Origin of the sequence: Thiomicrorhabdus indica (genome assembly GCF_004293625.1) — a bacterium.
GTDB classification, from domain to species: domain Bacteria; phylum Pseudomonadota; class Gammaproteobacteria; order Thiomicrospirales; family Thiomicrospiraceae; genus Thiomicrorhabdus; species Thiomicrorhabdus indica.
The window spans coordinates 2735171-2758779 of sequence record NZ_CP033040.1 but is presented as its reverse complement, the minus strand read 5'-3'; the positions used below and the strand labels follow the sequence as shown (position 1 = coordinate 2758779).

16 protein-coding genes are annotated in these 23609 nt (G+C 41.4%); 8 read left to right on the top strand and 8 right to left on the bottom strand.

What is annotated here, in order from left to right; all coding sequences use genetic code 11:
- Window positions 1–84 precede the first annotated feature (84 nt).
- A complete protein-coding gene (gene gmk / locus D9T12_RS12040) occupies window positions 85–699 on the bottom strand; it encodes a guanylate kinase (protein WP_130538399.1) in 615 nt (204 codons plus the stop codon).
- A gap of 198 nt (window positions 700–897) precedes the next feature.
- Between gmk and aroK the strand changes: the two genes are divergently transcribed.
- From aroK to D9T12_RS12020, 4 genes are all read left to right on the top strand, one after another.
- Window positions 898–1458: a shikimate kinase AroK gene (aroK, locus tag D9T12_RS12035; protein WP_476718451.1), complete on the top strand. Its 561-nt coding sequence runs from the start codon at window positions 898–900 to the stop codon at window positions 1456–1458.
- 74 nt (window positions 1459–1532) lie between these two features.
- Window positions 1533–2618 carry a 3-dehydroquinate synthase gene (gene aroB / locus D9T12_RS12030; RefSeq protein WP_130538398.1) on the top strand — a complete coding sequence of 362 codons (1086 nt, stop codon included), beginning with the start codon at window positions 1533–1535 and terminating at the stop codon, window positions 2616–2618.
- Window positions 2619–2681: 63 nt separating this feature from the next.
- Window positions 2682–3629 (top strand): D-hexose-6-phosphate mutarotase, encoded by a 948-nt coding sequence (locus D9T12_RS12025; RefSeq protein ID WP_165395119.1) that lies wholly within the window; start codon window positions 2682–2684, stop codon window positions 3627–3629.
- Window positions 3630–3761: 132 nt separating this feature from the next.
- Entirely contained in the window at window positions 3762–4265 is a 504-nt protein-coding gene (locus D9T12_RS12020; protein WP_240693192.1) for a hypothetical protein, read from the top strand.
- A gap of 2 nt (window positions 4266–4267) precedes the next feature.
- Here D9T12_RS12020 and D9T12_RS12015 read toward each other — a convergent pair whose 3' ends face one another.
- From D9T12_RS12015 to purT, 6 genes are all read right to left on the bottom strand, one after another.
- Window positions 4268–5248, bottom strand: coding sequence for an amidoligase family protein (locus D9T12_RS12015; protein ID WP_130538396.1), 981 nt, complete (start codon window positions 5246–5248; stop codon window positions 4268–4270).
- The gene (locus D9T12_RS12010; protein WP_130538395.1) at window positions 5245–6501 is read right to left on the bottom strand and encodes a MalY/PatB family protein; all 1257 of its coding nucleotides are present in this window, start codon (window positions 6499–6501) and stop codon (window positions 5245–5247) included. Before D9T12_RS12010 ends, D9T12_RS12015 begins: the two co-directional genes overlap by 4 nt.
- Before the next feature lie 166 nt (window positions 6502–6667).
- Window positions 6668–8842 (bottom strand): 5-histidylcysteine sulfoxide synthase, encoded by a 2175-nt coding sequence (gene ovoA, locus D9T12_RS12005; RefSeq protein ID WP_130538394.1) that lies wholly within the window; start codon window positions 8840–8842, stop codon window positions 6668–6670.
- 260 nt (window positions 8843–9102) lie between these two features.
- Window positions 9103–9948, bottom strand: a complete 846-nt coding sequence (gene rpoH, locus D9T12_RS12000) for an RNA polymerase sigma factor RpoH (protein WP_420824248.1) — start codon at window positions 9946–9948, stop codon at window positions 9103–9105.
- Window positions 9949–10310: 362 nt separating this feature from the next.
- The gene (locus D9T12_RS11995) at window positions 10311–10739 is read right to left on the bottom strand and encodes a flagellar export chaperone FliS (RefSeq protein WP_130538393.1); all 429 of its coding nucleotides are present in this window, start codon (window positions 10737–10739) and stop codon (window positions 10311–10313) included.
- 517 nt (window positions 10740–11256) lie between these two features.
- The gene (gene purT, locus D9T12_RS11990) at window positions 11257–12447 is read right to left on the bottom strand and encodes a formate-dependent phosphoribosylglycinamide formyltransferase (RefSeq protein ID WP_130538392.1); all 1191 of its coding nucleotides are present in this window, start codon (window positions 12445–12447) and stop codon (window positions 11257–11259) included.
- 203 nt (window positions 12448–12650) lie between these two features.
- Here purT and D9T12_RS11985 point away from each other — a divergent pair, with 203 nt between their 5' ends.
- Complete coding sequence (locus tag D9T12_RS11985) at window positions 12651–14036, top strand: GGDEF domain-containing protein (protein WP_165395118.1); 1386 nt, start codon at window positions 12651–12653, stop codon at window positions 14034–14036.
- 24 nt (window positions 14037–14060) lie between these two features.
- On the opposite strand, the gene D9T12_RS11980 is transcribed toward D9T12_RS11985, so the two are convergent.
- Complete coding sequence (locus D9T12_RS11980; protein WP_130538390.1) at window positions 14061–14555, bottom strand: hypothetical protein; 495 nt, start codon at window positions 14553–14555, stop codon at window positions 14061–14063.
- A 449-nt stretch (window positions 14556–15004) separates the two neighbouring features.
- Between D9T12_RS11980 and D9T12_RS11975 the strand changes: the two genes are divergently transcribed.
- The 3 genes from D9T12_RS11975 to D9T12_RS11965 are packed head-to-tail and all read left to right on the top strand — an operon-like array spanning window position 15005 to window position 23553.
- Window positions 15005–16114 carry an HD domain-containing phosphohydrolase gene (locus D9T12_RS11975; protein WP_130538389.1) on the top strand — a complete coding sequence of 370 codons (1110 nt, stop codon included), beginning with the start codon at window positions 15005–15007 and terminating at the stop codon, window positions 16112–16114.
- A gap of 15 nt (window positions 16115–16129) precedes the next feature.
- Entirely contained in the window at window positions 16130–20386 is a 4257-nt protein-coding gene (locus tag D9T12_RS11970; protein WP_130538388.1) for a response regulator, read from the top strand.
- Between the two features lie 38 nt (window positions 20387–20424).
- Window positions 20425–23553: an ATP-binding protein gene (locus D9T12_RS11965; RefSeq protein ID WP_130538387.1), complete on the top strand. Its 3129-nt coding sequence runs from the start codon at window positions 20425–20427 to the stop codon at window positions 23551–23553.
- Window positions 23554–23609: the final 56 nt, after the last annotated feature.

The window sequence follows — 23609 nt, the reverse complement described above, 5'->3', positions numbered from 1 at the left end:
TGAAAAAGTAAGTGGATTGAGTGGGAAATCTGACCGGCCGGTAATTTTTGATTGCTACCGGTCGGCTTAGATTATTTCTGGTGTTTAACTTTCTAATAATTGTTGAATCAGGTTTTGGTGTTGATTGACCTGTGCGGTTTTCAACAAACGACCAGATTTAAAAATGCTGTGCAACTCTTCCAACGCGGTTTGAAAATGGTTGTTGATGACTAAATAGTCAAATTCATCGTAATGCGACATTTCATTCATTGATTCTGCTAAACGTTTAGCTATGACTTCTTCACTGTCTGTGCCGCGACCGGTTAGGCGGCGTTTTAGCTCTTCTTTTGATGGCGGAAGAATAAAGATTGATGTGGCTTCCGGCATAATTTTGCGAACTTGTTGAGCGCCTTGATAATCGATTTCAAGGATGACGTCTTTGCCTTTTCTGAGCTGCTCTTCCACCGAAGATTTTGATGTGCCGTAGTAGTTGTCAAAGACTTTAGCGTGTTCCAAAAAATCATTTTCAGCAATTTTCACTTCAAACTCTTCAACGGTCAAAAAGTGATAATTCACGCCGTTTTGCTCGCCGGTACGCATTGGTCGTGTTGTACTGGAAACTGAAACCACAATGTGGCTATCCAGTTCAATTAATTGGCTGACCAGTGACGTTTTGCCGGCACCTGATGGCGCGGAAATAATATAAAGGGCACCACTCATAACGCTATCTCCATTTAATTCTTGTTTTGAGAATTGCTGCGTCGTTGTACAGCTTGGTATAAGACGTTGCAAACGCAAACTTTTAGCAAATCTGTCTTGTTTAATGAGGGTATTCTAACAAAGCTTGGTTTTTTCGGATTAAATTCTACCGGCCGGTGTTGTTTGCTCTGTTTCGTGCAATTCGTTATGGATATTCGAATGACGCTTTTTCGCAAATCTATTACAATGTTTGCCATGCATAGAGAAAGTATATTTTTAATTGGCCCCATGGGGGCAGGGAAGTCGACAGTCGGCAAATTTTTAGCTGAAAAGTTGCACTTTGAGTTTGTCGATAGTGACCATGTTATTGAAGAGCGAACGGGTACGACTATCCCAACGATTTTTGATATTGAGGGTGAGTCTGGATTTCGTGATCGTGAAGAAGCGGTGGTTGATGAGTTAACCCTGTTGCATGATACGGTTTTAGCGACAGGAGGCGGTGTTGTGGAGCGTGAATCCAATAGGCAGCATCTGCGTTCACGTGGGTTTGTGGTCTATTTGAAGTCACCAGTTGAAAATTTGATTGCCCGAACCAAGCATGATCGTAATCGCCCGTTATTGCAAAACGATAACCCTGAGCAGGTGTTACGTGACTTAATGGCGCGTCGCGAACCACATTATTTAGAAATGGCAGATTTAGTCGTCGAAACCCAGCAAGCTTCGGTTTTTAAGGTGGTGAAAACGATTATTGAAGCGCTGAAAAAAGAGAATTTGGCTTAAAGCTGCTTTTGGTAAGGCTTTAAAGTGTCTGTTAAATGCTTGCAGAGCGTAGCAAAAAAATATTGAGAGAGAAGATGAAAACATTAACCGTTGATTTGGGCGATCGTAGTTACCCGATTTATATTGGCGAAGATTTATTAGGTAATCCAGAGCTGGTCAAAGAGTTTGTCAAAGGCCAGCAGGTATTGATTGTCACCAATACAACGGTTGCGCCTCTGTATTTGGAAAAGTGTCAGCAAGCCTTTGCAGGTTTCCAAGTCGACTCGGTTATTTTGCAAGATGGAGAGCAATACAAAACGCTTGAAGAGCTTAATAAAATTTTCGACAAACTGATCGGTAATCATTTTGACCGCAAATGTACGCTGGTTGCTTTAGGCGGTGGTGTTATTGGTGATATGACAGGTTTTGCGGCAGCAGCTTATCAACGTGGTGTGAATTTTATCCAAATTCCAACCACGCTTTTATCGCAAGTCGATTCATCGGTTGGCGGAAAAACCGGTGTCAATCATCCATTGGGTAAAAACATGATTGGCGCTTTTCACCAGCCGCAGTGCGTCGTGATTGATACGAAAACACTTGATACTTTGGAAGATCGCCAGTTGTCAGCCGGTTTGGCCGAAGTCATCAAATATGGGTTAATTGGCGATTATCCTTTCTTTGAATGGTTAGAAGACAACCTTCCTCGTCTTTTGGCACGAGAGCCTGAAGCGCTTTCGGAAGCGATAGAGCGTTCTTGTGCAAACAAAGCACGTATCGTGGCGCTTGATGAAAAAGAAGCGGGAATGCGTGCTTTGTTTAATTTAGGTCATACCTTTGGTCACGCGATTGAAGCAGGTATGGGCTATGGTGCTTGGTTGCATGGTGAAGGTGTGAGTGCTGGAACCATGCAAGCGGTTTATATGTCGAAACTCATGGGCAACATTTCCCAAGCAGAGCAAGATCGTATACAAGCAATTTTTGAATTGGCAAAGCTTCCTGTCCTACCACCGAGCTCGGCTGAAATGTCTGATGGCAAATATCTGGACTTAATGGCTGGTGATAAAAAAGTACAAAACGGAACCATTCGTTTGGTGCTTTTAAAAACGATTGGGGAAGCTTATGTGACGGGGGATTATTCTCACGATTTTCTAACGAAAACGCTTGCCGAATATCGACCATAAGCTTAGGAAGCTCTGATTCAATCAGAGGTTCCTAACTATTCAATTATTTTTAAAGGTTTTCAGTTGTTTGAATTTGATGTTTCCGGTTTGCGCTTAGCGGCATTGCAAAAGCAGTTTTCGGTTGAAGGTGTGAGCTTTCGTATACAAGACCAAGTGGTGCTGATAGAGGTTGAAAATGCCTTAGGCAAAGCCACCATTTCCCCATTTGGTGCGACTATTTTGCAGTTTCAGCCAGTCGGTGAAAAGCCGGTTTTGTGGCAAAGCCCCACGGCCATATTTGATGGTAAAAAAGCAATTCGTGGTGGGATCCCAGTGTGTTGGCCGTGGTTTGGTCAATCCAAAACAGACGGCAATCCAGCGCATGGTTTTGTGCGTAATCGTGATTGGCAGATTTCTTCCATTCAAACTTTACCGGCCGGTACTTCAGCTACAACGGTTACAAAGCTGGTGTTTTCGATTGAATCAGATGAGCAAACACTGGCAATCTGGCCATATGAATTTGCGTTGCAACTGATTGTGGTAGTCGGAAAAGAGTTGACGGTGGAGTTAATCACTGAAAACCGTTCAGATAAGAAAATGGAAATTACGGAAGCACTACACTCTTATTTTGCGGTTAGCGAAGTTAATTCTTTGCAGGTTAAAGGTTTCGCTGGCAGTGAAGCGATTGATACTTTGCAACAGCCGGCTGAAAGATCACCGGCCGGTGACATTTTGGATATTCATTCACCTATTGATTCGGTATTTGTCAATCAAACACAAACAACTGAAATAACAGATTCTTCTTGGAAGCGAAGAATCCAGATTGCCAAAAATGGCGCTTCGTCTATTGTGTGGAATCCCGGGTCAGAAATTGTCAAAGACTTCAGTGATATTCCAGATGATGCTTGGCCAGGCTATTTGTGTGTGGAGGCGGGAAATGTTTGGGATAATGCTGTTTCTATCTCGGCCAAACAATCGCATTCAATGAAAATGACGGTAAGTAGCTTTTGTTTCGATAATAGTCGACTCTAAATAGGGAAACAGCTCCACAAAGAGTTGATGGTCGGGACTGCTTGAACCGAGTAACTTTGTAGTGGTAATGGTTTTATTTAAAACCTTTTTTGAGCGTCGTTTGGGTTTTGTGAGTGAGTGTGGGAAGCAGCTGTGAGCAGTGAAGAGGAAAAAATCCGTTTAGAACACGATGCGGCAAAACTCTTCATGCGTCGCTATGAGCAGATGTTTGGCGTACCTATGCGTCATATTTGGCATAATGAGCCGCGTAAACCAGACGTGAGTTGTTATCTGGATGGCAAGCGTCTGGACCTAGAAATTGCACACCTTTATGGTTCGACAGAGGAAGCTAAGCAGCTGTTAGGCAAGTCATTGACTGGGCAAACTTTGCAAGCTTTAGAGCATTTGCATAAAACACCGCCGACTCATCGAATGCTTGAAGCGTTAAGCCGTGTTTTGCACAGTAAGTCCCAAAAACATTATGAATCGCAAAGCGTCTGGTTGGTGATTCGTAACCTCAACCCAAAGTGGCAAACCTCTATGTTTGCTGAACATTTACATCTCATTGAAACACCAAAGCAGCATCCATTTAATCAAATCTGGTTGCTCAGCAATGACGATCTTCAAAGCTGCAATCTGTTAAGGCTTGACCTGTAATTTTACTCTTCATGCGTTGTAGGCCGGATAGTCGAGAACCACATTTGTTTGGTTCTGGATTGGTCACAACTCTTGAGTAAGGTTCGGTAGTCTACCTGGTTTAAAGGTTGGATATTTTTCGACGGGGAAAAGCGCTTTTCGATTTGTGTAGCAATTTCAAGAACCGGTGTTTTTTTTGCTTGTTCAAAGCTAATTAAAGCATTTAAGCTATTTTCGATGATTTTTTTGCTTTGTTGTAGATAGCTTGTGCCACCGACTGAGCGAAGTTCAATTCGATTGTTTTCAGGGTAATGAAGAAGGTTTAAGTTATAGCATTTACGCGTAATTTCTTCAAAAATGAGTTGCCAGTCTTGAGGTGGATACTCAAAAAACTGTCTCACTAAATCACGAGTGAACTGGCGTTCAGGCCAATCAAAACAGCGATTTTGATCCAAAAAAAACAGCAGCGCAATCGGTGAAATCGGATCGGGGTCTTCAGTCGAAATATGGAGATGAAAGCCTAGATGTTGATTATCTTGCGCTTGAAGAGTGTTTAAAGTGTCTAGGAGTGTGGTTAAAAAATACGGCAAGCTTTTTGGGTCTAGAATCGGGCTTACTAATTCATAGCTTTTTAGTCCTTCTGGTGCTTTACCTGTGTTTTCGGCCATTAAATAAAAATGCCGACCATTGGTTTTTATCGGCTTGTTTAAATCAATCAGCAGCATTTGTGATTTGGGAAGTAAGGCGGCGATGGTTTGCTCTAAAAAGGGTATCTGTTCTGGAACTAGATAAAATTCAATTTCAAAACCGCAGGCGTAACGGTGTTGAATCCTCTTATAGAAGTGGTCGAAAGTTATTAAATGTGCTAAAAGCTCACGATTAAATTCCGCTTCGGGTTTCGTGCCTTCGAATCGATGAAATTCCATCGTATCGCGATTTAGAGGTTCCCAGTGTTTACTTTGTTCCAACTGTTCAGCGATTTGTGCGGCCATAGGGTTCTTCATTCGATTGTTCTCTTTTCAAGTGCCAGTTGCAACTGTTTCAGGGCATTTTGCATGGTTTCAGTTGAGACTGCGAGATTCATTCGCATCTTGCTGGTGTCCCGAATTTGTTTCGGGAAAAAAGAGTCTCCATTGCTTAGTCCGAGTTTGGCTTCCTTGACGAGCCAGTCTTTCAATTGGTTTTGTGGCCATCCCCAAGCTGAAAAATCTAACCAAACTAGATAAGTTGCCTGTGCTCGGTTGATTTTGATTTCTGGGGCATATTGCTTCAAAAATATTTGAAGTTGATTGAAGTTGTTTTTAATGTGCTCTAAAAGAGCCAAAGTCCAATTGTTACCGGCCGGTGAATAAGCGGCAATTAAGGCGTGCAGTGCAAAGGTGTTTAAATCGTGAATGGAAACGCTTTGACTGGCTTTTTCAAATTGTTTGCGAAGGTAAGGGTTGGCAATAATGGCATAACCAATTTGCAAGCCGCCCAAATTAAAAGTTTTGCCCGGAGAACTTAACGTAATGGTTTTTTGGGCAACTTCTTCGCTCAGGCTTGCGATAGGAATATGCCGGCCGGTCAAAACTAAGTCCGAATGGATTTCATCAGAAATTATTACCACGCCATAATCTAAACAGAGCTGGCTCAGTTTTAACAATTCTTGTTTGCTCCAAACACGCCCAACGGGGTTGTGAGGATGGCAAAATAACAGTGCTTTAATGTTGTCACTACTGAACGATTTCTCAAGATTTTCAAAATCCATTTGATAGTCGATGACGCTGTCAGTATGAGTCTCTAAAAGTGGTAAACAAACCGTTTTTCGTCCAGTTTTTTCAGCCGCTTGCATAAAAGGGGGGTAAACCGGTGTCATCACCAAAACTGAGTCTTTTGGTTCCGTTACCGCTTGTACAGCAAGGTGAAATCCATTGGCAACATTGTGTGTGAAACAGATTTCTTTGGTGTGCACTGTGTAATTGTGTTGTGCTTGCCAGTCAATAATCGCTTCAAGGGCTGTGTTTGGCATGAGGTTGTAGCCAAGAAGGGAGTGGTCAAGACGTTGTTTGAGAGCATCAATAATAAATGGTGCAGTCGGCAAGTCCATATCCGCGACCCACATAGGTATCACGTCTTTGGTGCCAAATAGCGTTTCTCGTAGATCATACTTTTCTGAAAAAGTGTTTTCTCGATTTACCGGCCGGTCAAAATAGGTAAGGTGAGCATGTGATATTTGCTCGGTAGAAAGAGGAATTTGCCACTCGGTATTATCCATGAGTTTTCCGAAATTGATATGAATGAAACTGATATTTTCAGTTAGTGTATCCAAAGGATATCATGAATTTGTTTCTGTCCTTCTATGCGCTTAAAGTGCATCACAATTCAATTATGAGTCGTGATGCTTTGGCTTGTGTTTGCAGCAAGTTGAAGGCTTGTATGATTTAATAACGTTTTTTCCAGATGCTGACTTCTGAAAGGCTATGTTCGAATTTTCGAGCGGTTTGCCGTTGCACAAGTTCAATATCAAACGGAGCTTTCACTAATTCAAAGTCAGTACCGAGTATTTTTGCAATCGTATCAAAGCTGTCAACGTTTTCACCGGTTTTTGGATCTTTTAAGCCGCCTAGCCATCGGTCTTTGGGGGTGTTTTTTTCACTCCAATCATACGTCGATGCTAAAAGAAGTAAACCACCAGTGTTTAAACGGTGAGCGATATCGGTTAGGAATTTTTGGGGTTCATAGAGCTTTTCCAGCAAGTTGGCTGATACCATTATGTCGTAACCGGTAAAGATCGGTTTCATATTGCTCGCATCTTGCTGTAAAAATTCGCATTTGGTTGCGAATTTGTCTAAACCATATTCGCTTAAAGTACGCTCTTCAAAGTTCATGACTTCGCCTTCTTGAGCGATGGTGTAGAGTACCGAACCGGTGGTTTGTAGCTGGTGAGCAATGCGAATATTGCGGGCGGTAAAATCCAGTCCTGTGACTTCATTAAAGTGCTTCGAGAGTTCAAAACTGGTTCGACCCACGCTACAGCCGACCTCAATAGCTTTAATATCATTACGTTTGGCTAGATCGATATCCTCAGAGATCGCTGTTTGCGCCAGTTCGGCAATAGTCTTGGCAAAGTTTGCAATGCCAAATTTTTCTTCGCCATAGTGGAAATCACAGGCTCTGGCGACGGTGACATCGGTTTCATAGGTTGAAAATTCAGTCTGTACTTCGGCATCCGATTCAATGTAGCGAAAACCGGCGTGTTGGAAAAAATGGCGGCGGAAGGCATACCGCGAGAGGCCATTGATTTCATTGCCGGTTGAAATCCAGCTACCACCTTTGAAAATGTTGTGGCGATTATCGTAAGTTGGTGTCGTGAAATCATCGTACAGAGGGTGAACTTTAAAGCCATCAAATGGGTAAATGGGGGTCATAGTCCATTGCCAAACGTTTCCTAAGATATCAAAGAATTCACCGGCCGGTGAATCATCTACAGGGGTTGAAGAGGCATATTTCTGCAAATTCCAATTAGCTTGGTCTTGATAGGCCATTGCTCCTGAAAAATCCCGCAGACGTAACCATTCATCTTCAGATGGAAGGCGAATCGATTTGCCGGTCATTTTCGATTTCCAGCGACAAAATGCAGCAGCTTCATGGAAATTGACTTCTGCAGGCCAGCTCCATGGCATAGCAATTTCTTCGGTCATGCAGCGCAGATACCAATCGTCGTCTTTTCTAATCCAAAAGCTTGGATGCTTTACAGGAGAGTAATCTCGCCAACGATTGCCTTCTTCATCCCAAAACTCACTTGTTTCATAGCCTCCGGCTTCGACAAACTCTAAAAATTCGGCATTGCTCACTAAATATTTTGAAGCTTTGAATTCGTCAACAAACGTGTGATGTTGTCCATATTCATTATCCCAGCCGTAAAATTCCGCAGGATCTTGATTGTTAATCACAACTTCACCTGCAGTAACTGTCAGCAAACTATTGTCTGGCGCTTTCGGGTCCTGTTCAGGGCAAATTGGAAAGATTGGGCTAGGTAAGACTGTATCAATAGGTAGTTGACGAATGAGCACGGATGAAGTTTCAAGGTGAATACGCTCATGCTCGATGCCCATCATCACTGGCCAAAGAGGGCTTTGCCAATCAATTGGCATGGAAAATTCAACAGAATCAATCAGGTCATTCACTGCTTCGCGAACTTGGTTGCGATAGGTGCGCACTTCTTGAACGGTTGGCCAGTCATAATTTGCTTCATTTAGATCATCCCATGACATTTCATCTACCCCAACCGCACACATGGATTCGATTTTTGGGTTGATGCGCTTCGGGAGCAGTTTTGCTAACACTAATTTATTGGTGAAGAAAGTGGCGGTGTGACCAAAATAGAAGATCAGTGGGTGGCGCAGGCTACAAGGTCGCATGTAGTAGGCATCATCATTGGCAAGAGTTTCAAACAGAGCTTCGTAGATATCAAAGGTTTGATTAAAATAAGCTTTGATTTCAGCACGTTTTTCTTCCACCTCTCCCCTGTTTAAAATGATGTTATGACTAATCAGTTGCTTTTGTTGTGAGATAGGTTGAGTTTTATCAAAAGTCTCGATTGCGAAAGTCTGCATGTACCAATCCTATGGAAGTCGTTTTGCTTAGGTTTTATGTCTTTGCCAGAGTGGTTTTCAAAAAATATGGTTATCCAGTGGGTGTTCTATTTTGAATTTATGTGTACTTGGTGTTTTTTGAAAAACATTCTCGCGATTCATTAGAATTTTAATAGGAAAATTTTAACACAGTTCTGTATAGGTTTTGTATAGGGTTTGAATAGGAAGGCTTGATTGAGTTATTTAGACAATAAAAAACCCGCAGTGAAAGCGGGTTTAATTTAAGTCATCATCTGTGTTTTGAGTTTGTTCATCGCTTGTTTTTCAATTTGGCGAATACGTTCCATTGAAACACCGTATTCTTCTGAGAGTTCTTTCAACCCGATTTTATCATCGGTTAACCAGCGTTTTTGTAATATATCTCGACTACGCTCATCGAGTGTTGCCAATGCATTCTGCATTTTACCAAGTTGGTAGTCGGCATAGTTTTGCTGTTCCAATTGCAATGCTGGATCTGCTTCTTGGCTGACCAAAACCGGAAAGGTGGTGTTTTGATTATCATCATCTTCGGGTAAATCTACTGAGATGTCTTTGCCGTATAGGCGAGATTCCATTTCCAGTACGTCTTTAGTTGTTACCCCAAGTTCATCGGCGACTTTGCTGGCATCTTTGTCACCAAACCATTCCAAGGACTTTTTGGTGCTACGTAGTTTAAAGAATAATTTGCGTTGTGCTTTAGTGGTCGCTGTTTTGACAATACGCCAATTGCGAATTACGTATTCATTGATTTCAGCACGGATCCAGTGAACTGCAAACGTCATTAGACGAACATTTTCTTCTGGGTTAAAGCGTTTGACCGCTTTCATGAGGCCGACATTTCCTTCTTGGATAATGTCACCTAGTGGTAAGCCGTAGCCTTTGTAGGTGCGTGCAATTGGCACTACATAGCGTAGCGAAGATAAAATTAACTGACGAGCAGCTTCCAAATCTTTTTGATAGTACAAACGTTCAGCAAGCGTTTTTTCTTCTTGAGCGTTCAATTGATGAATCGTTTGAACTGTTCGCAAGTAAGTTTCTAAATTTTGCCCAGGCGATAGCTGTTGCGTGTTAATCGCGACCTCAGGCAAAGTATTTTTTGCCGAGTCGCTTGGCACCAAGCTGTTTGATGTTTCCATCAAGCTTTGATTGTTTGCAGTAATGACAGCAGACATATTCAACTCCACAAAGAATTTAAAAACGAGTTTGTAAAATTTCAGAACCTTTAATCATATTAGATTCTGCCTATACTTTAAATATAAAACTTTTGAGAAAAGTTCGCAATAGCCCTTTATTATAACAAAAAAACTTTTAAAACCATTGGGTTAGTTGATTAAGAAAGTTTTTTGACAGACTGTTTTCATAATAAGGAAACTTTTTACGATTCAAAACAAAAAAGCCAGAAAACTTAAGTTTTCTGGCTTGAGTAGAATGTTTTGGAAAAGAGAAAGGCTTATTCTTCTACTTCACCTGTTTGAACAAGCATCTCTAACCAAGCGTTTCGCAGTTCTGTCATGACATCAATTGCGCCATTCAGATAAGTCAAATCTTTTTCTGTTACGGCTTCTTGAATGCATTGATCCGAATAACGATATAGCTCTTCTAAGTCATAAGCAAGAGGCGTATCTTGAGTAAAGTGAAGGCGGTCACGCAAGGCATCCAAGATGGTTGTCATACGTCCAAGGTGAAACCCTTTTTCTACCCAAGCTTGGCTTTTGTGACAAACTTTCGCTAAGTTACCTTTATCAACGGCACCTTGAAGCAAAAGTAGTACTGTTTGCTTTGGATTATCTTTTAGGTGCTGTTCAGCTTCCATATTGCGCTGATAGTCTGCCAATAGCGGTGCTTTGACTTCTTCAGGCGTAGTATTATTCAGTGTCATAGTTGACTCCTTATATCCCTTGTGAATTATCGTGAGAACGAAATGACTTAATGATTTCTTGTGTGGATAACGCTCTCGAATTCCCTTGTGTGTTTAGCGGCCCTCTTGGCAAGAATGAATCACTCTAAATTGAGAGTGTTTTCACTGATGCAAACTTAAGAAGGTTACTAGTGACTTCAGTCTGAAGAAAACAGCTAAAGTTCTGTATTAACTGCCGTACAGCACCAAGTGTGCCAAATTGAGTTAGTTGATTGGATTGGAGCTTGCACGAATCTTCTAAGAGCAAGTGATTTGTAGGCGGTTTAAGTGGAGGTCGGTGTAAAAGAAACTGGAATTTATGGAAAAACTAAAGGTTTTAGAATGTGTGCCGATACCTTATGCGGCAATTTCTTGCCGCCCATAATTTTTGTAGGGATTTAAAGGCGGCAAGACCGGCAAAGGTAGTGCTCTATTATTTGAGTTATAAGCCTCTATTTCAGGCTAATTACCGGCCGGTATGTTTTATCCTAAAGGACGTTTACAGTTCTACTTTAACAGCACGCGAAGCTCTCTGAGCCTTTTCAATGGCGTCATCAATAGAACTGCCGCGAGCAAGCGCAACGCCCATGCGGCGACGGCCACTAATGCTCGGTTTGCCAAATAGGCGGATTTGAGTGTCCGGTTCGCTGAGTGCCTGGTCTAAATTACCGAAATTCATCTGGTTTGAGGTGCCTGTCGGTAAAATGACACTTGATGCACTTGGGCCATGTTGAGTGATATTAGGGATGCTTAAGCCTAAAATTGCCCGCACATGTAATGCAAATTCTGATAAATCTTGCGAGATTAACGTGACCAATCCTGTGTCATGAGGACGAGGTGAGACTTCGCTGAAATAGACATGATCACCTTTGACAAATAGCTCTACGCCGAATAAACCTCTACCGGTTTCTCCACAAAGCGCATCGGTAATTTTTACCGCTGTATCCTGCGCAGTTTTAAGTGCAATGTCACTCATTGGATGAGGTTGCCATGATTTTCGATAATCACCGTCTTCTTGATAGTGTCCAATTGGCGCACAGAAGCTAATGCCATCTTTATGTCGAACGGTGAGTAAGGTGATTTCATAGTCAAAATCGACAAAGCCTTCAATAATGACTCGGCCTTTTCCTGCTCGGCCGCCTTCTTGTGCATAATTCCAAGAGTTTTCAATGTCATCTCTCGATTTAACAATGCTTTGGCCTTTACCGGAGGAGCTCATAATTGGCTTAACAACGCACGGCATACCGATTCGTTCGATGGCTGAGGTGAAATCTTCTAAATTGTCTGCGAACTCGTAGCTAGATGTCGGTAAGTCAAGCTCTTCTGCGGCTAGGCGCCGAATCCCTTCGCGGTTCATTGTTAATTGCGTGGCGCGTGCGGTTGGGATGACAGTAAAGCCTTCTGATTCCAATGCAGCAAGCGTATCAGTGGCAATGGCTTCGACTTCTGGAACAATATAATGTGGTTGTTCCTTCTCAATCACTGCACGAAGTGCGTCTCCATCTAGCATGGAAACGACATGTGAGCGATCCGCAACTTGCATGGCTGGCGCGTTTTCGTAGGCATCAACTGCGATGACTTCGACGCCAAGACGTTGTAGTTCAATAACAACCTCTTTTCCCAGCTCGCCTGAGCCACACAATAAAACACGGGTTGCGGTAGGGGAAAATGGTGTACCAATGCTCGACATGGCATCTCCTTTGCTTGGTAGTTTCTATAGTGTTGATCTGGCGAGAACGCAAATCAAGCCAAACTTTCCCAGAAGTGGAAAATAAGCCCAATATTATAAGGCTTAAGAAATAAGAAGTCGCGTTGCTGAATCGACAAAGATTAGAAAAACTGCAAAGAATGAAAACGAATCTTCTTTGTAGTCAGACCCCAAGAGGGAAAGTTATGTCAGCATTAGAAGTGTTAGATTTTCCAGATGTGATTCAAGTTGCTCCACCAGTGACAGGTAATCTTTACAACCTTAATCGTCTGATTGAGTTATGTCCTGATGCGATGAATGTTAAAAACTGTCTGAATGAAGAACGCTTGCAGAAAAGTTCGGCGGATTTAAGTTTTAAACGCCGCCAGTCTGATGAGGTTCGGTCCGAAGAACTTGCTATTTCAGCATTCAGTCATGATACTCAAAGCTATATTAATCATGTTGTACAGCAGCGATCACAGTCGCATTATCGTCAAGCGCATTTTGATGCTTTAACGCATTTGCCAAACCGAGCACATTTTCAGCATAAACTTCATGAAACGATTTTGGATTCCAAGCAAGAAGAATTTGCGTTACTGTTCTTGGATTTAGATGGATTTAAAGCCGTTAATGATACCTGCTCGCATCAAGTGGGTGACGAGCTATTGCAATTGGTGAGTGCGCGTTTGCAGTCTGCTGTTCGCGAAGAAGACTTTATCAGCCGTTTAGGAGGTGATGAGTTTTGCATTATTGTTCCAGAAACGCATATTGAAAATTTAAAAGTGGTCTGCAATCGAATTATTTCTGAGGTGAGTCGTGCTTACTGGATTGATAATCAGGATATTCGAATTTCGACCAGTATTGGTATTGCGCTTTATCCAGATGACGCTAAATTTGCGAACGATTTGATTAATTATGCCGATCAGGCGCTGTATCACTCAAAAGCTTTAGGAAAAAAACAGGCGTTTTTCTATCAACAGCTACCTAATAAGGTGAAAGAAGAAGACCATTTACCTGAAGATATGGATTTGACTGGATTTAAGGTGACTTCTCAGGTTTGGGAAAATCAAACTTCGTCGCTGCTTGAGGTGAGAGCAGATCATTCGGCTGAAAAAGATGCTTTGAAGGCATTGCTGGAAACTGACTGTATTCCCAAGCGTGCAGTCGGCCAATGGTTATGGGACAGCGCACAATTTTATTTAGATCAATTACCGGCCGGTAAAGAAGATCAAGTGGTGTTGCGCTTGAATGCAGATTTGTTGAATTCAGAAGAGTTTTCGGCAAGTATCTTGTCAAATCCATCTGAAAATATGGCGGTAATGCTATCGCAAAGTGAATGGGAGGTTCTCACAAATCAAGGCCTTGATAAATTAAATACATTCAATCAAATGGGGTTGGTGTTGATTTGCGAATTAGAAACCCCTTGGGCCTTAGATTGGTCAATGATGGAACAATTTGATGTGCAAGGTTTTGTGATGCCAGCCGAAGTGACAGAGGCCTTTGCAAAACAGGCGACTTCGATTCATACGCTATTCGACATGGCGGTCAAAAATTTTAATTTAGATGTATGGTATCCCGCCGTTAAAAGCTGAGAAGGCTAGGCTTGATACCAGTTCTTAGAGTTTTCCAGTCATTGGCCAGCGATGATGGATTTCAACCGGCCGGGTAGGAATCGCTCCGAATAAGTCATCATGAAAGCTTTGTTCTTGAAGGTAAGGTGTTGCCTCTTCTGGCGGTTCCGATGTCATAACATAGACTCGCCAGCGATTCTCTATAATGAGCAATAGCCCGCGAATATACTCATTGGACTGCAAACTAAACCAGTGGGACTTCCCATTTTGATCTTTTTCCATAAAATGTGGAACGGCAATTTTTACCTCTTTATGACGAAAGTTGCGCCAAGAAGATTGAGGGTTTAGGTAGCTTTCATACCGAACCCAGCCATTGACGGGAAAGCCCTCTGCTTCTGGGGTGTTTTCCTCAGTACGTCGACCCCAGGTCACGAGTTCTAATTGACCATCTTTTCGAATGACTGGTAACTGTGCATTGGGGGTCGGGAAATAGATACGCATTGCCTGATCATTCCATTGATATTCCACTCCTCCACACATTGGTTATCCCTTTAGCACTAAAATTTTCTGAGAATTATAGTTTTTTCGACAAAAACAAAAAAGCTCTGACAGTGAGAATTCAGGACATGCATCTTTTGCAACGCTGTGGCGTAGGTCTCTTTTGGGATCAATGAAAAACGATACTTAGTGGTTTCCGTGAGCTGTTGAATGTTTTGAATATTCGGATCGTACTGGGCATAAAAAGTTATCGTTTAGTTGATCAAAGTAGGTGTTTATGGTTTTCAACTAATTGGGATACAAACTGCTCAATCAAATAGGCATTTTTAGAAAGTCTAACCATTAATGTTTTTAATTAGAGAAGATAAGTTCAATGTCCCTACCGGCCGGTTAATTCTTTCGAAATGAGTAAAATTCTTTACCACCCTTGTTAGACAAGATACACTTGGGCACTATTACTTATTCCTCTAAAATCGGTAGGTTTAATTGTTATGAGCGAATCACATTCCAAATTCAAGAAAACTATCTTATGTGTCGATGACACGCCCGCGAATTTGATGTTGCTCAATGAATGTCTTAAAGAACGCTACCGAGTGAAATTAGTTAATAGTGGAGAGAAAGCATTACAGTTGTTACAAACCTCTGAGCAAGCGAAAGACATCCACATGGTTTTGCTTGATGTGATGATGCCCGGTATGGATGGGTTTGAGGTTTGTCGGATTCTTCGCAGCCAACCTCATACAGAATTTTTACCTATTATTTTTATTACGGCAAAAAACACTCCTGAAGATGAAAAGATGGCATTAGGTGTAGGTGGCAATGATTTTATTACTAAGCCTATTAACCCCGAAGTTCTGCTATCTCGCATTTCAACTCAGCTTCATTTGGAAGATTATCAAGCTTTTTTACGCTCGGAAAACTCCGCTTTGGAATTCAAACTTGAGCAAACGTTGTTAGATGCCGTTCAATTGCAAGAGGCAACCTTGTCGGTAATGGTCTCTTTAGCTGAGTTTCGTGATGAAGAGACTGGGTATCACATCAAACGCACGCAACTCTACATACAGGCTCTCGCTAAACAGGCTTCAAAAGATTATCCAGAATTAGGCATTACGGAAAACCAAATTGCGATTATTTCCAAATGTGCACCACTGCATGATGTTGGCAAAATCACAACACCAGATGAAATTTTACTCAAGCCTGGAAAGTTGACTGAAGAAGAATTTGAAATTATGAAACAACATACCCAAAAAGGGTACGACATTTTGCGACGTGCAGCCGACCAAATGGGACATTACGGTGAATTCTTATCCGTTGCGCAGCAAATCGCTTTAAGTCACCATGAGAAATGGAATGGTCAGGGCTATCCAGAGAATCTATCAGGTGATGCGATTCCCCTACCTGCTCGATTAATGGCACTGGTTGATGTCTATGATGCTCTGAGGTCTGAGCGTACCTATAAAAAATCATTTACTCATGAAAAATCTTTAGCCATTATCAGCGAAGGTAAAGGCAGTCATTTTGACCCATTGCTTGTTGACTCATTTATGAAAATTGAGAAAAACATTGAAGCGCTGAGTGAAAAATTTAAAGATAGTATTTAGCGCTAAGGATAGCTGATGAAAAAGATTCGCGGTGAAAATAGCTTCATGATGAAACGTGATTTTTGGTTGATTTTGTTACTCATCTTTCTGATTTCTGCAGTTGTCTTTTTTAATTTGGGAAGCAAGCTTTATACGGAAGCGAAGTTTGTCAATGCACTTTCGAAAACACCATATCTAATCGAATTGAATCAACGTCTGTCTGATGAAACGGCACGCAGAGTTGCTCTGCATTTTTCTAAAAACCCTGTTCAATACCAAGAGGTTATACAGTTAGAAGAGCTGACAAACCGTTCGATAGAATCTTTTTTTAAGGCCTTTCGCAGCCAAGACACTGTTGAAACTTTAGCAAATTTAGAACGAAATTTAGACCTGTTTGTTATTTTGAGAGATGCGCAAACACACTGTTTAGATCAGACTGGTTGCTTGCGTGAAATCCGCCAATTAAGGCAGATTCAGGACTGGATTCATAATGATTTAACCAGCCGGTTAGAAAGTATTGTTGTACAACTTCCTGTTGTTGACCCCGAAGTTTATGGTCCGCTGATGTTTTTAGATCGATTATATCGTTGGCGTTATTTTATGCATAAAACGCTGATTACGGTTCGTGCGTTTCAAGAGACCAGTAATGCCGATATCATTCCTCTGTTGTATGAATCCTATTTCAAAACTCAAGCGAAAAAACAGGTTTTAGAGCAGTCTTTAACCGAGTTTGAAACCTCATTTCCAATTGAGTTTCGTCAACAAGTATTCGATATGTTGATTTCTTTTGAAGAGCTTGATGAGCGATACATTCAGCCAATTTTACAACTACAAACTCCGGCTTTCAGTGAATACCCGTTTCGTTCTTCCGTGGCACTCCCTTTATTGGAAGCAAACAATAACCTGTTGAACGAAAATTATGCATTAGTTGAGGCGCGTTATCGCTCTTATTTTCAAAACGCTCAAATCAGTTTTGTCTTAATTATGGTAATCGTTTTGGTTTTTTGGGTGGTTGTCGTGTTAGCCTTTCGAAGAATCCGCAATCAGATTGTATTGCCATTGCAAGAAAACCAGGCGATTTTGGATAATGCTGCATCAGGAATTATTCAGATAAATCGGTTTGGAATCATTACCCGTATTAATAAAAAAGCCAGCGAAATTTTTAAATACAGTGAATCGGATCTAATCGGATTTAATGTAAACAAGCTGATGCCAGAATCTTATGCGCAACATCATGACAGCTATATACAGTCTCAAATTGAGACAGGAATCAACCGAATTATAGGTACTGGTAGGGAAGTAACAGGTCTGCGATCTGATGGGCAGGAATTTCCGATGCATTTGGCGATTAGCCGCGTGCAAAATGGTGGGGAGATTAATTTTATTGGCGTGGTTTCTGACTTATCCGATTTAGAACAGGCGAAAAGAGAAACTGAACTACAAAATAAATTGCTGGCCGCAGTGCGAGATGCTACTGCAAAATTTGTAGTTGAAGAGAATGCTGAGAATGTCTGGGATGACTTACTCGGAGCTCTATTAGATATTACGGATAGTGAGTATGGCTTTATCGGAGAAGTTCTGCACCATAAAGATGGAACTCGCTGTTTAAAGCTGCATGCTTTGACGAATATCTCTTGGAATGATCAATCCAGAGAACTGTTTGCCAAACTTAAAAATCAAGACATGATGTTGTGCAGCGATCAAACATTAATTGGTCGAGCTATGTACACCGAACGCTTGGTCATTAGTAATGATGTGAACAATGACCCCAGAGGAGGACACACGCCTCCAGGCCATCCAGATTTGAATAAATACATGGGAGTGCCGATTTTTCAAGGATCAGAATTGGTGGGGGTTTATGGTATTGCCAACCGAGAAGAGGGCTATAGCGAAGCTTTAGCACAATTCCTAGAACCGTTTCATGCCACTTGTGGGGTTATGATTGCTGGTTTACGTCAGCAAGATGAGCAGCAAAAACTTTTAGTGAATTTAGAGGCAGCCCGACAACAGGCCGAAGCAGCCACTGAGATGAAATCGAATTTTCTCGCCAATATGAGCCATGAAATTCGTACGCCAATGAATGCTATTTTGGGAATGGCATATCTGGCGTTGAATTCAGATTTAAACCCTAAGCAATACGATTATGTTGAAAAGATTCACCGATCAGCCAACAGTCTCCTGAATATTATCAACGACATTTTAGACTTTTCAAAAGTAGAGTCTGGAAAGATTGAGTTAGAAAACTTACCTTTGTCGATTGAAGAGTTAATTGAGAACAGTTTAGTTTCAGTCAGCGGTTTAGCACAAAGCAAAAATCTTGAAGTGATTGTTGAGCTGCCGAAACAGTTACGCAACTGTCAACAGCCTCTGATTTATGGAGATCCTGTTCGTGTTAGTCAAATATTGATTAATTTACTTGGGAATGCGGTGAAGTTTACAGAAGCCGGTTATGTTGCGTTGAATGTACAAGCTACGGCACAGGCCGAGGGTGTTTGGTGGATTGATTTTCATGTCCAAGATACTGGAATTGGTTTGACAAAAGCACAGCAAGCAAAGCTATTTCAGGCTTTTTCTCAGGTAGATGCTTCGACAACTCGTCAGCATAGCGGATCGGGTCTGGGTTTATCGATTTCTCAAGGATTGGCTCAAGAAATGGGTGGCGACATAGGTGTGAACAGTGTTTATGGTCAGGGTTCTGAATTTACTCTAAGTCTGCCCTTTAAAGTTGATTTGTCGGAAGCCCAAGCTCACTGTCCTGAAGCATCTATGAATGCAATTGTGATTGACGATAATGATTTGGCAGTGTCGCAGATTTCGGGAGTATTATCAGAATTTGGCATTGTTTCTCAGACTTTTCGCAGTGCTCAATTGTTCAAGTATCAAATTCATTCCTTAAATCCGCAAGAGATTGACTGGGTATTTATCGATTTAGTGATGCCGGATGAGGATGGAATTGAGCTTTATGAATATCTCTCTAAAGAGTATCCAAAGCTTGCTCAGAAAGTTGTCCTCATGTCCTTTTACGATTGGAGTCGACTTCAGCAGTTGGCAGGGCAATATCGAATCGACCGTTTTTTATCCAAGCCGATTTTGCCGCAGCATATTGTTGCATTATTAGGAGGAGAGGGTATTGATCGCTTGGCCAGTAACCCGTCTTTGAAAATTCCAAACTTGCAAGGACGAACGCTTTTAATTGTGGAAGACAATTATCTTAATCAACAAGTTGCAATGGAGTTGCTGAAACCAACGAATGCAAAATTGATTGTTGCTGAGAATGGTGAACAGGCTATTTATCAGATCGAGCAGGCAGAAACTTCAATTGACTTGGTTTTAATGGACCTTCAAATGCCAATTATGGGCGGTGTGGAAGCGACGAGGGTGCTTCGAGAAGAAAAAGGCTATAGAGCTGAGAAGTTGCCAATCATTGCCATGACCGCGCATGCATTTACAGAAGAAATTGAACGGTGTCAGCAAGCCGGTATGAATGGTCATATTTCCAAACCTATTTTGCCGGAAAACCTTTACCAGAAGTTGTCAGAGTTGTTTGCGGTTTCAAGTTTTATTGAGGTCGACGAAATGTGTCGCCAGAATCGCACCGAAACAAAGCCAAAAACTATTTTTCCAAAAGCCTCTGGCCCTGTGAATGACTGGAAGACAGTTTTAGGTGAAATTTCAGGGGCACACATTGATCTAGCGATTGAACGTCTAGCAGGAAATGAAGAATTATTTAAAAAATTGGTGTGTGAATTTTTTGAAACATACCAGAATGCCGTAGATGAGATGCTGCCACTGATTGGCTCTACCGATGAAAATGAAAAAGCGATGCGTTATGTTCATACCTTCAAGGGGCTTTCAGGAACAATGGGGTTCTATGAATTGGAAACAGAGCTGCTGGAAATAGAAAAAGCGCTGGAAAGAGGTTCGACTCCAACAGACTTTGTTTTCAAACGTTTTGTTAACCTTCACCAACAGATTTGGCAAACTTTACAAGTCGCCTGTCAGCAAGCTGGGGATGTGAATGTGCAAGAGGTTACGACTGAAATTTTGGACTCCACAGAATGGCCTGAAATTTATCAGCAGCTAATGACGTTATTGACAGAGTTTGATGGTAAGACAATGGATGTTTGGAAAGACAATAAACCGCTTTTTACAAAATATTTATCACGAATTACGTTCAATAAAATTCAACGGGCACTGGATGAATTTGATTTTATGGAAGCGCAAAGTCTACTTGAAGAAGTGGATGAACAACTTAAGAGTCATTCTGCCGGAAGTTCAACAAAGGATCTCTAGCCGGTGTGCTGAGAATTTTGACCGGCCGGTGAAGTTTTATGCAAATTAAGAAGAGAATGACGATGGATGTTTATAAGCTAGTTAATATTCTATCAAGTGCATTGCTTCTTTTCTTGGTTCTGTTATTTGGCTGGATTGTTTATTCAGATGCTGAAGATTTAGTTGAGCAGAAACGATGGTTTGTCCAAAATGAGAAAACAGATGCGTATTTAGATCTTTTGGATTCAATTGACCAGGAAATTTTTGCCACCATGCGTTTCAATCATGTTGTCTCAAAAGAGACTGAAAACGTAAGGCGTTTGCAAATTTTACAGGCAGATAAAGCGTTTATGGACTTGATGGGGTTGATTCCTAATCAGCAAATCTATCAAGAACTGTATCGTGATCTACAGCAGCAAAGGCAGGATTTTGAGCGCTGCATGCAAGCATTTCCTAAATGTCGATATGACATTCAGCAATGGGGGATTAGCCAAAACAATTTACAGGTGATGATGCAAAATGATCTGCAAAAGCATCAGGAATCTTATGCCTTCAACTCTCATTTAGGACGCTTAAAAGATTTAAGTCAGCAAATAACGCGCTGGACAAGCCAATTTCACCGTCTTCTTACTTATATTGAGCTCTATCAAAAAGAGCCAACCGAACCATTGCGGAAAATGATTTTGGACCTTTCTCTGGTACTTGGTGAAAGCTCAATTTATCTTAACTCCGATACCAAATTAATTGAAAAGATTCCCGTCTTTTGGAAGCAACTTTTAGAGTTTTCGTCTCTTTATCAAGAGCTGAGTCAGCAGATAGTAGTGCCTTTGCAATTTGATCGTCAAGATTGGCTTAAGCCGGTTTCTATAACGACTTTAAATCAACTGAGCCGAATGGCCAATGAGCTTCGTAATACTGTATTTGACAGAATACAGTCGCAATCTAAACAGGTCTATGACCAGAACTCGATTCTTTTTATCGCAGAATTGATGATTGCTTTTGTGATATTGATTCTCTTAGTTTTCGTTATTTTTGTCATTCGAAACGCCGCTCTGTTGCCGTTGGCTCAGAATGAAGCCATTTTGAATGATGCGGTTATCGGGATTATCCAATTGGATAGAAAAGGAAAGATTTTCAGGGTAAATCGGCAGGCGGAGAAAATTTTTGGGTATGTTGCTGAGGAGTTGGAGCACCAGTCGATTTTAACCTTGATTCCTGTGATTGATCGACGGGAAATTGAGGAATCTTTGAAACCTTACTTGCAAGGTGATACGCCGCATCAACTCTCTGAAATACGTGAGATTGAAGGTCTACGAAAAGACGCGAGTACTGTTCCAATTGAGATGAGAATTTCTGAGTTACAAGTGGGGACAAAAAAACAATTTATTTTGTTGATCACCGATTTGACCGAGCAAAAACGTGCTCGTCGTTCGGTGTCTGAGCATAACCAGTTTTTGGATACGCTTAAAGGCGTGAGTGAATACAGTGTGACGCATCCGACTGAAGTGTCGCAGAATTTGCAGAGATTGACTGAGAGCTTAACCGATTTGGTGAATGCGGAATTTGGTTTTTTTGCCCGAGTGTATGAGGATGAAGATAAAGAAACTTATATGGCGTTGGAAGGATTGGTTCACCAGAAAGATAAAGCGTCTGCAGATAGCTTGCTGAATAAAACTCGGAATCAAAAGCTTTTTAAAGGCAGCCGCCCTAACTTACATGAATTGTTTACCACTCCTCGTCATGCTCGAGATTATCCTTATGTAAAAGCTATATTTGATGAACTTCTTTGTCCATTACCATATGAGCATCAAATCATCTTGCCATTGAGTGAAAATCAAGAAGTTTTTGGGTTGGTTGGGTTTGCCGGTATTGAACCTTTTAGCCAAGAATTGGAAAGTTTTTTAAAACCTTTGGAATCAACTTGCAATATTTTGCTTTCAAATGCGCATTTTCATGCACTTCAGAATGAATTGATTGAGCAGCTGGAAGAACGGAAAAACCAAGCTGAAGAAGCTCAAAAAGATGCCGAAATTGCGGCGCAAGCCAAGTCGAGTTTTTTAGCGAATATGAGTCATGAAATCCGCACACCAATGAATGCTGTTATTGGCTTAACACACCTGTTATTGAAAACAGAATTAACCTCAACACAAAAAGATAAGGTTGAAAAGATTGATCGTGCCAGTCATTCTTTGCTCGGTATTATCAATGATATTCTCGATTTCTCGAAAATTGAATCAGGTAAATTGGCATTGGAATCGATTAGTTTCAATTTAGAAGAAATGGTACGGAACTTAATTGAAACTTTAAAAGTAACGGTTGTTAAACCTATTGATTTGTCGTTAAGTTATGACGTAATTCCTGATAATCGAGAATTTCTTGGAGATGAATTGCGGCTTAATCAAGTTTTGACGAACCTGCTCTCAAATGCCATTAAGTTTACTGAAAAAGGGTCTGTAGAGCTAAAAGTTTCCAACGTAGCGGAAGTTGTAGAACACCAAAAATGCGTCTTACGTTTCGAGGTCAAAGACACGGGGATTGGCATCACTAAAGATATTCAAGAAAATTTATTTGAAGAGTTTATTCAGGCCGATCAGTCGACAACACGGAAATTTGGTGGAACGGGTTTAGGTTTAACAATTTCACAGCGTTTTGTTGGGTTAATGGGGGGGGAAATTCAATTAGAGAGTGAGGTTGGTCAGGGAAGTACCTTCTGGTTTGAGATTGAATTGCCGATTGGTAAGCCGGTTAGCCTGCCAATGGAGCAACTTCAAACCTTGGAAGGGGATTCTAAGGAGTTTATCAACTGGCGATTATTGGTGGTAGAAGACAATATTATTAACCAAGAGATTACGACAGAGCTGTTAACCACCAAAGGTGCGGAGGTCTTCTTGGCGGAGAATGGTCAAGAGGCGTTGGATGTATTGCAGTCCAAACCAGATGACTTTTTCGATGTCGTGCTTATGGATATTCAGATGCCGGTGATGAGTGGAGATGAGGCAACCAAGAAAATTCGAAAGCAAATACAGTATGATCAATTGCCAATTATTGCCATGACTGCTCATGCATTTGGGGATGAGATTGAGCGTTGTTTGACATTGGGTATGCAGGATTATGTCACGAAGCCTGTTGTGCCCAAGCACCTTTATAAAGCGCTTCGAAATGTAAAATTAGACTTGTTGAAGTTGTGAGTAAAGTTTACCGGCCGGTGGAAAGAGTGGGGCTATTTAGTTTAGCTAGCCCCAGC

Excerpts from the sequence above, each read along its gene's own strand:
- D9T12_RS11995 (WP_130538393.1), bottom strand. The coding sequence starts at position 10,739 with ATGACACTGAATAATACTACGCCTGAAGAAGTCAAAGCACCGCTATTG.
- ovoA (WP_130538394.1), bottom strand. The coding sequence starts at position 8,842 with ATGCAGACTTTCGCAATCGAGACTTTTGATAAAACTCAACCTATCTCA.
- gmk (WP_130538399.1), bottom strand. The coding sequence starts at position 699 with ATGAGTGGTGCCCTTTATATTATTTCCGCGCCATCAGGTGCCGGCAAA.
- D9T12_RS11965 (WP_130538387.1), top strand. The coding sequence starts at position 20,425 with ATGCAAATTAAGAAGAGAATGACGATGGATGTTTATAAGCTAGTTAAT.
- aroK (WP_476718451.1), top strand. The coding sequence starts at position 898 with ATGACGCTTTTTCGCAAATCTATTACAATGTTTGCCATGCATAGAGAA.
- D9T12_RS11980 (WP_130538390.1), bottom strand. The coding sequence starts at position 14,555 with ATGTGTGGAGGAGTGGAATATCAATGGAATGATCAGGCAATGCGTATC.
- D9T12_RS12015 (WP_130538396.1), bottom strand. The coding sequence starts at position 5,248 with ATGAAGAACCCTATGGCCGCACAAATCGCTGAACAGTTGGAACAAAGT.
- D9T12_RS12010 (WP_130538395.1), bottom strand. The coding sequence starts at position 6,501 with ATGGATAATACCGAGTGGCAAATTCCTCTTTCTACCGAGCAAATATCA.
- purT (WP_130538392.1), bottom strand. The coding sequence starts at position 12,447 with ATGTCGAGCATTGGTACACCATTTTCCCCTACCGCAACCCGTGTTTTA.
- D9T12_RS11975 (WP_130538389.1), top strand. The coding sequence starts at position 15,005 with ATGAGCGAATCACATTCCAAATTCAAGAAAACTATCTTATGTGTCGAT.
- D9T12_RS11985 (WP_165395118.1), top strand. The coding sequence starts at position 12,651 with ATGTCAGCATTAGAAGTGTTAGATTTTCCAGATGTGATTCAAGTTGCT.
- D9T12_RS11970 (WP_130538388.1), top strand. The coding sequence starts at position 16,130 with ATGAAAAAGATTCGCGGTGAAAATAGCTTCATGATGAAACGTGATTTT.
- aroB (WP_130538398.1), top strand. The coding sequence starts at position 1,533 with ATGAAAACATTAACCGTTGATTTGGGCGATCGTAGTTACCCGATTTAT.